This is a genomic window from Aeromicrobium alkaliterrae (assembly GCF_039529015.1).
GTDB classification, from domain to species: Bacteria; Actinomycetota; Actinomycetes; order Propionibacteriales; family Nocardioidaceae; genus Aeromicrobium; species Aeromicrobium alkaliterrae.
In genome coordinates, this window is the sequence record NZ_BAAAME010000004.1 from 1,222,957 (window position 1) to 1,229,570 (window position 6,614).

Consider the following 6,614-nt stretch of genomic DNA (forward strand, 5'->3'; position numbering starts at 1 on the left):
GTCAGTGGCTGGGGGAGATGCGGTCCATGATCGCGGCGGAGACCGCGGTCACGAGGGCGATGCTGCCCAGCACGACTCCCGAGGTGACGAAGGCGTCGCCGCCCCCAGAGGGGCGGACGCCGATCACGATCAGGAAGACGATCGCGGCGGCCGAGCCGAGCAGCGCCGCCACGATGCCGCCGGTCGAGCGGCGCAGGCGCCCGCCGACCAGCAGCGCCGCCAGTGCGGTCCAGGCCAGGCACACCAGCACCGCAGCGATGACGTCGGACGGACGGTGCCAGCCGGCCACGACGGTCGACGCACCCGTGAGTGCCACGGCGAAGGAACCTGCGGTGAGCACGACGGGCCGCAGCCACGTCGGGCTGACGAGGGTCAGGGCGCCGAGGGCCGCGGCAACCACGGTGGTGTGGCCGCTCGGGAGGCTGTTGTGGGCGACGATGCCGCCGACGAACTCGGAGCGCTCGAGCACCTCGCTCTTCAACAGCTGGGTCGTCAGGTTGGCGCCGCCGATGACGCCGAGCGCCGCGACCGCGAGACGCACCTCGCCGCGGACGAGGGCCAGCGCGACGGATCCGGCCGCCACGATCGCGACGGCGGCGATCGAGACGTAGCCCAGGACGCTGAGCACGGCGAGCTGCGTGTCGCGACCGGCGACGACGGTGTTCATCGAGCTCTCGTCGAGGTCCTGACCCGCGGCGGTCCACAGCGCGACGGCCGTGACGGCCAGGAATCCGAGGCCTGCGAGGACGGCGGCGGCCGCTGCCCGCGGGCGCACGCTGGTGCCCGTCACCGCAGAGCGGTCGGGAGCCGTGCCGAGGTCCGTCAGAGCCATGCGAACCACTGTGCCGCATCACGTCAAGGTCAGCAGGGGGCGACGCGGCCGGGAGCGGCCTGAACATCGGCGATCTCGATCCGGGGTCCGGATGCCGCCCTGCCAGACGCTCACAGGGGCCTTCTACGGCGTCTCAGCCGGACCTGGGGAAGTTGAGTCGAGGCCCGACACGGGGGTGTGATCGCTCAGACGCTCGTAACGGCCCTCTATACTGTGCAGGTGACCCAAACTCCAGATCCCGCTGCCCACGCACCCACGGGCTACGACGCCAGCAACATCCAGGTGCTCGAGGGACTGGAGGCGGTGCGCAAGCGTCCGGGCATGTACATCGGCTCGACGGGTGAGCGCGGTCTGCACCACCTCGTCTACGAGGTCGTCGACAACTCCGTCGACGAGGCGCTCGCGGGTCACGCCACGCGCATCGAGGTCACGCTGCAGGCCGACGGCGGCGTCAAGGTCGTCGACGACGGCCGTGGCATCCCCGTCGACGAGCACCCGATCGAGAAGATCCCCGCCGTCACGCTGGTGCTCACCTCGCTGCACGCCGGCGGCAAGTTCGGCGGCGGCGGCTACAAGGTCTCCGGTGGTCTGCACGGCGTCGGCATCTCCGTGGTCAACGCCCTGAGCACCACGATGCACACGACCGTGCGCCGCGACGGCTACACGTGGAAGCAGACCTTCCACGACGGCGTGCCCGAGGCGTACCTCGAGCGCGCCGAGCCCACCGACGAGACCGGCACGACGCAGGTCTTCTACGCGAACGAGAGCATCTTCGAGAGCACGGTCTACTCGTACGAGACGCTCAAGACGCGCTTCCGCGAGATGGCCTTCCTCAACAAGGGCCTCGAGATCTCCCTGACCGACGAGCGCGACCACGAGGGCGACGACCCCGACGGTGGCACCGCCGAGGGCGACGGCATCGAGCGCAGCGTCGAGTTCCGCTACGACCAGGGCCTCGTCGACTACGTGCAGCACATCAACATCGGCGCGAAGGCCCCGATCCACAAGGACATCATCGGCATCGAGCGCGACGACGAGGCCAACGGCCTGTCGCTCGAGCTGGCGATGCAGTGGAACGCGAGCTTCTCCGAGTCGGTGCACACCTTCGCCAACACGATCAACACCCACGAGGGCGGCACGCACGAGGAGGGCTTCCGCGCAGCGCTGACCACGACGGTCAACCGCTTCGCCGAGGCCAACAACCTCATCAAGAAGAAGGAGGACCGCCTCACGGGCGACGACATCCGTGAGGGGCTCACCGCGATCATCTCGGTCAAGCTCGCCGAGCCGCAGTTCGAGGGTCAGACCAAGACCAAGCTCGGCAACACCGAGGCCAAGGGCTTCGTGCAGCAGGTCCTCAACGAGGAGCTCGGCGCCTGGTTCGAGCAGAACCCGGCCGAGGGCAAGACCATCGTGCGCAAGTCGATCGACGCCGCGAGCGCCCGCATGGCCGCCCGCAAGGCGCGCGACCTGGCGCGCAACCGCAAGGGCTTCCTCGGCGGCGGCGGTCTGCCGGGCAAGCTGGCCGACTGCTCGAGCCGCAGCCCGGAGGAGTGCGAGGTCTTCATCGTCGAGGGCAACTCGGCCGGTGGTTCCGCCAAGGGCGGACGCGACCCGCGCACGCAGGCGATCCTCCCGCTGCGCGGCAAGATCCTGAACGTCGAGAAGGCGCGCATCGACAAGATCCTCCAGAACGCCGAGGTCCAGGCGATCATCAGCGCGCTGGGCACGGGCGTGCACGACGACTTCGACATCGCCAAGCTGCGCTATCACAAGATCGTGCTGATGGCCGATGCCGACGTCGACGGCCAGCACATCACCACGCTGCTGCTCACCCTGCTGTTCCGCTTCATGAAGCAGCTGATCGACGCGGGCCACGTGTACCTCGCGCAGCCGCCGCTCTACAAGATCAAGTGGACCAACGCGCCGCACGAGCTCGCCTACTCCGACCGTGAGCGCGACGTGCTGCTCGCCGCGGGCGAGGAGGCCGGCCGACGCCTCCCCAAGGAGGCCCCGGTGCAGCGCTACAAGGGTCTCGGCGAGATGAACGACTCCGAGCTGTGGGACACCACGATGGACCCCGAGGCCCGCGTGCTCCGCCAGGTCACCCTCGACGACGCCGCGGTCGCCGACGAGATGTTCACGATCCTCATGGGCGAGGACGTCGAGCAGCGCCGCAACTTCATCCAGCGCAACGCCAAGGACGTCAGGTTCCTGGACATCTGATGTCCCTCCGCCCCGCCTCTTCTCGCTCCACCCCTGATGAAGGAATCCTCCTGTGACTGACACCCCGATCGAGCGCGACCGGATCGAACCCGTCGAGCTGCAGGAGGAGATGCAGCGCTCGTACATCGACTACGCGATGAGCGTCATCGTGTCGCGCGCGCTGCCCGACGTGCGCGACGGCCTCAAGCCGGTGCACCGCCGCGTGCTCTACGCGATGTACGACGGCGGCTACCGCCCCGACCGCGGCTTCAGCAAGTGCAGCCGCATCGTCGGTGACGTCATGGGTCAGTACCACCCGCACGGCGACACGGCGATCTACGACACCCTCGTGCGCCTCGCGCAGCCGTGGGTCATGCGCGCGCCGATGATCCTCGGCCAGGGCAACTTCGGCTCGCCGGGCGACGACCCGGCCGCCGCGATGCGGTACACCGAGTGCAAGCTCGCGCCCATCGCGATGGAGATGGTGCGCGACATCGACGAGGAGACCGTCGACTTCAAGCCCAACTACGACGGCCGGTCGGCCGAGCCGACGGTGCTGCCGTCGCGCATCCCCAACCTGCTCGTCAACGGCTCGGCCGGCATCGCGGTCGGCATGGCCACCAACATCCCGCCGCACAACCTGCGCGAGGTCGCCGAGGGCGCCCAGTGGTCGCTGGCCCACCCGGAGGCGACGCGCGAGGAGCTGCAGGCCGCGCTCATCGAGCGCATCAAGGGCCCCGACTTCCCGTCGCACGGCCTCATCGTGGGCACCAGCGGCATCGAGGAGATGTACCGCACGGGTCGTGGCTCGGTCACGATGCGCGCGATCGTCAACATCGAGGAGGACACCAAGGGCCGCATCCAGCTCGTCGTCACCGAGCTGCCGTACCAGGTCAACCCCGATGCGCTGATGCGCAAGATCGCCGAGCTGGTCAACTCCGGTCGCCTCCAGGGCATCTCCGACCTCCGCGACGAGTCGAGCTCGCGCGTCGGTCGCCGCATCGTGGTCGAGATCCGCCGCGACGCCGTGGCCCGGGTCGTGCTGAACAACCTCTACAAGTTCACCGACCTGCAGACGAACTTCAGCGCCAACATGCTCGCGATCGTCGACGACGTCCCGCGCACGCTGAGCCTGGACGGCTTCATCTCGAACTGGATCACCCACCAGATCAGCGTGATCCGCCGGCGCACCGAGTTCCGTCTGCGCAAGGCCGAGGAGCGCGCGCACATCTTCCGCGGTCTGGCCAAGGCGCTCGACGCGCTCGACGACGTCATCGCGCTGATCCGCCGCAGCCCCACGGTCGACGAGGCGCGCACGGGTCTGATCGGCCTGCTCGAGATCGACGAGCTGCAGGCCAACGCGATCCTCGAGATGCAGCTGCGTCGCCTGGCGGCCCTCGAGCGGCAGAAGATCATGGACGAGCTCGCCGAGCTCGAGCGCCTGATCGCCGACTACCTCGACATCCTCGCGTCCGACGAGCGTCAGCGCTCGATCGTCTCGACCGAGCTGGCCGAGATCGTCGACAAGTACGGCGACGACCGCCGCACGCGCATCATCCCTGCCGACGGCGACCTCTCGGACGAGGACCTGATCCCCGACGAGGAGGTCGTCGTCACGATCACGGCCGGCGGCTACGCCAAGCGAACCAAGACCGACCTGTACCGCGTGCAGAACCGCGGCGGCAAGGGCGTTCGCGGCGCCGCGCTGCGCGACGGCGACTACGTCGAGCACCTGTTCCCGACCACGGCGCACCACTGGATCCTGTTCTTCACCACGGCGGGCCGCGTCTACCGCGCGAAGGCGTACCACCTGCCCGAGGCCGGGCGCGACGCGAAGGGCGGCCACGTCGCCGGCCTGCTGTCGTTCCAGCCGGACGAGCAGATCGCCCAGGTGCTCGCGATCCGAGACTACGAGCAGGAGCCGTACCTCGTGCTCGCGACCCGCAAGGGTCTGGTCAAGAAGACGCGCCTGGCCGACTACAACAGCCCGCGTCAGGCCGGCGTCATCGCGATCAACTTCCGCGACGAGGACGACGAGCTCATCGGCGCCGAGGTCGTCAGCGCTGACGACGACCTGCTGCTGATCTCCAAGCACGCGCAGGCGATCCGCTTCCGTGCCGACGACGAGCAGCTGCGGCCCATGGGCCGGGCCACCTCCGGCGTCACGGGCATGAAGTTCCGCGGCGACGACGAGCTGCTCTCGCTGTCGGTCATCCGCGCCCGGCACGCCGCCCTCGACGAGGAGGAGGTGCCCGAGGACGAGAAGCTCTACGTCTTCACGGTCACCGACGGCGGCTTCGCCAAGAAGACCTTCGTCGGCGAGTACCGCCTGCAGGGTCGCGGCGGCATCGGCATCAAGGCGATGCAGATCAGCGAGACGCGTGGCGAGCTCGTCGGCGGCCTGGTGCTGCGCAACACCGACGACGTCATCAGCGTCACCTCGAACGGCCAGGTCACCCGCAGCCTCGTCTCCGGCGTGAATCCGACCGGCCGTGGCACGATGGGGGTCAGCTTCGTGAAGTTCAAGGGTGACGACCGCGTCGTCACCATCGCGCGCAACGCGGAGCCGGTGGCCACGGAGGGGGACGAGGAGTCCCCCGAGTCGACGGAGGGTGAGGCAGAGGCGTGAGCGAGGACCAGGAACCCGGCCCCGTGCCCCGTCCCCCCGGCAAGGGCCCGGTGACGGCTCGTGACGAGAACCCGCCCGCGGACGACCCGCCTGCGGACGACGTGACGACCCCGGCCAAGCCCGCCGCGAAGAAGGCTTCCACGCGGACCCCGAAGAAGTCGCCGGCCAAGAAGACGGCCACGCCGACTCCGGCGGCCAAGCGTGAGGAGCCGACCAAGCGCGACGAGCCGGCGCAGGCGCCCCACCGGCCGATGACCGCGGCGGACTACGCCCGCACGGTCTCGGGCGACCCGTCGTCGACGTCCGTGTTCCCCCGCGTGACCGACGAGCCCGAGGACCGCGGCCCGTCGACGGCCACCCAGGCCGCGGTGCCGGCGGCTGCCGACTCCTCGGTGACCCGGCAGGCGCGACTCAGCCTGGTCCACGTCGACCCGTGGTCGGTCACCCAGCTCGCGTTCGTGATCTCGACGGCGCTGATGATCGTCGCGGTCGTGGCGGTCACGGTGTTCTGGGTCGTCCTGAACGTGACGGGCGTCTGGAACAGCCTCAACGACACGGTCAACTCGGTCCTCAGCAGCGAGGACGGCACCTTCGACGTCGAGAACTATCTCGGCTTCGGACGCGTCGTCGGCCTCACGCTGGTCCTGTCGGTCATCAACGTCATCCTGATGACGGCGCTCGCGGCGATCGGGGCGCGGCTCTACAACGCCGCGACCCACCTCGTCGGTGGCGTGCAGGTGACCTTCCGCGATCGGGGCTGACCCGATTCGTTCGCAGCGGTGCTCGTGGGATAGAGTTCATCGCTGTTACGGGCCCATAGCTCAGCTCGGTTAGAGCGCTTCCCTGATAAGGAAGAGGTCGCTGGTTCAAGTCCAGCTGGGCCCACCACCACACCTTCGTCTGGAGGTCGACATGAAGAAGATCCTGGCCGTCGGTTTCACCGTCGCC

The 6,614-nt window shown here is 69.1% G+C and carries 4 protein-coding genes and 1 tRNA gene; 4 read left to right on the forward strand and 1 reads right to left on the reverse strand.

Features of this window, described 5'->3' with window-relative positions; genetic code table 11:
- Position 1: 1 nt before the first annotated feature.
- The gene (locus tag ABD127_RS13980; RefSeq protein WP_344202583.1) at positions 2-832 is read right to left on the reverse strand and encodes a phosphatase PAP2 family protein; all 831 of its coding nucleotides are present in this window, start codon (positions 830-832) and stop codon (positions 2-4) included.
- 219 nt (positions 833-1,051) lie between these two features.
- Between ABD127_RS13980 and gyrB the strand changes: the two genes are divergently transcribed.
- From gyrB to ABD127_RS14000, 4 genes are all read left to right on the forward strand, one after another.
- The gene (gene gyrB, locus ABD127_RS13985; RefSeq protein ID WP_344202585.1) at positions 1,052-3,058 is read left to right on the forward strand and encodes a DNA topoisomerase (ATP-hydrolyzing) subunit B; all 2,007 of its coding nucleotides are present in this window, start codon (positions 1,052-1,054) and stop codon (positions 3,056-3,058) included.
- Between the two features lie 52 nt (positions 3,059-3,110).
- On the forward strand, positions 3,111-5,666 hold the full coding sequence (gene gyrA / locus ABD127_RS13990; protein ID WP_344202587.1) for a DNA gyrase subunit A: 2,556 nt from the start codon (positions 3,111-3,113) through the stop codon (positions 5,664-5,666).
- Complete coding sequence (locus ABD127_RS13995) at positions 5,663-6,427, forward strand: DUF3566 domain-containing protein (protein WP_344202589.1); 765 nt, start codon at positions 5,663-5,665, stop codon at positions 6,425-6,427. Before gyrA ends, ABD127_RS13995 begins: the two co-directional genes overlap by 4 nt.
- A 49-nt stretch (positions 6,428-6,476) precedes the next feature.
- Positions 6,477-6,554 (forward strand) — tRNA-Ile (locus tag ABD127_RS14000).
- Positions 6,555-6,614: the final 60 nt, after the last annotated feature.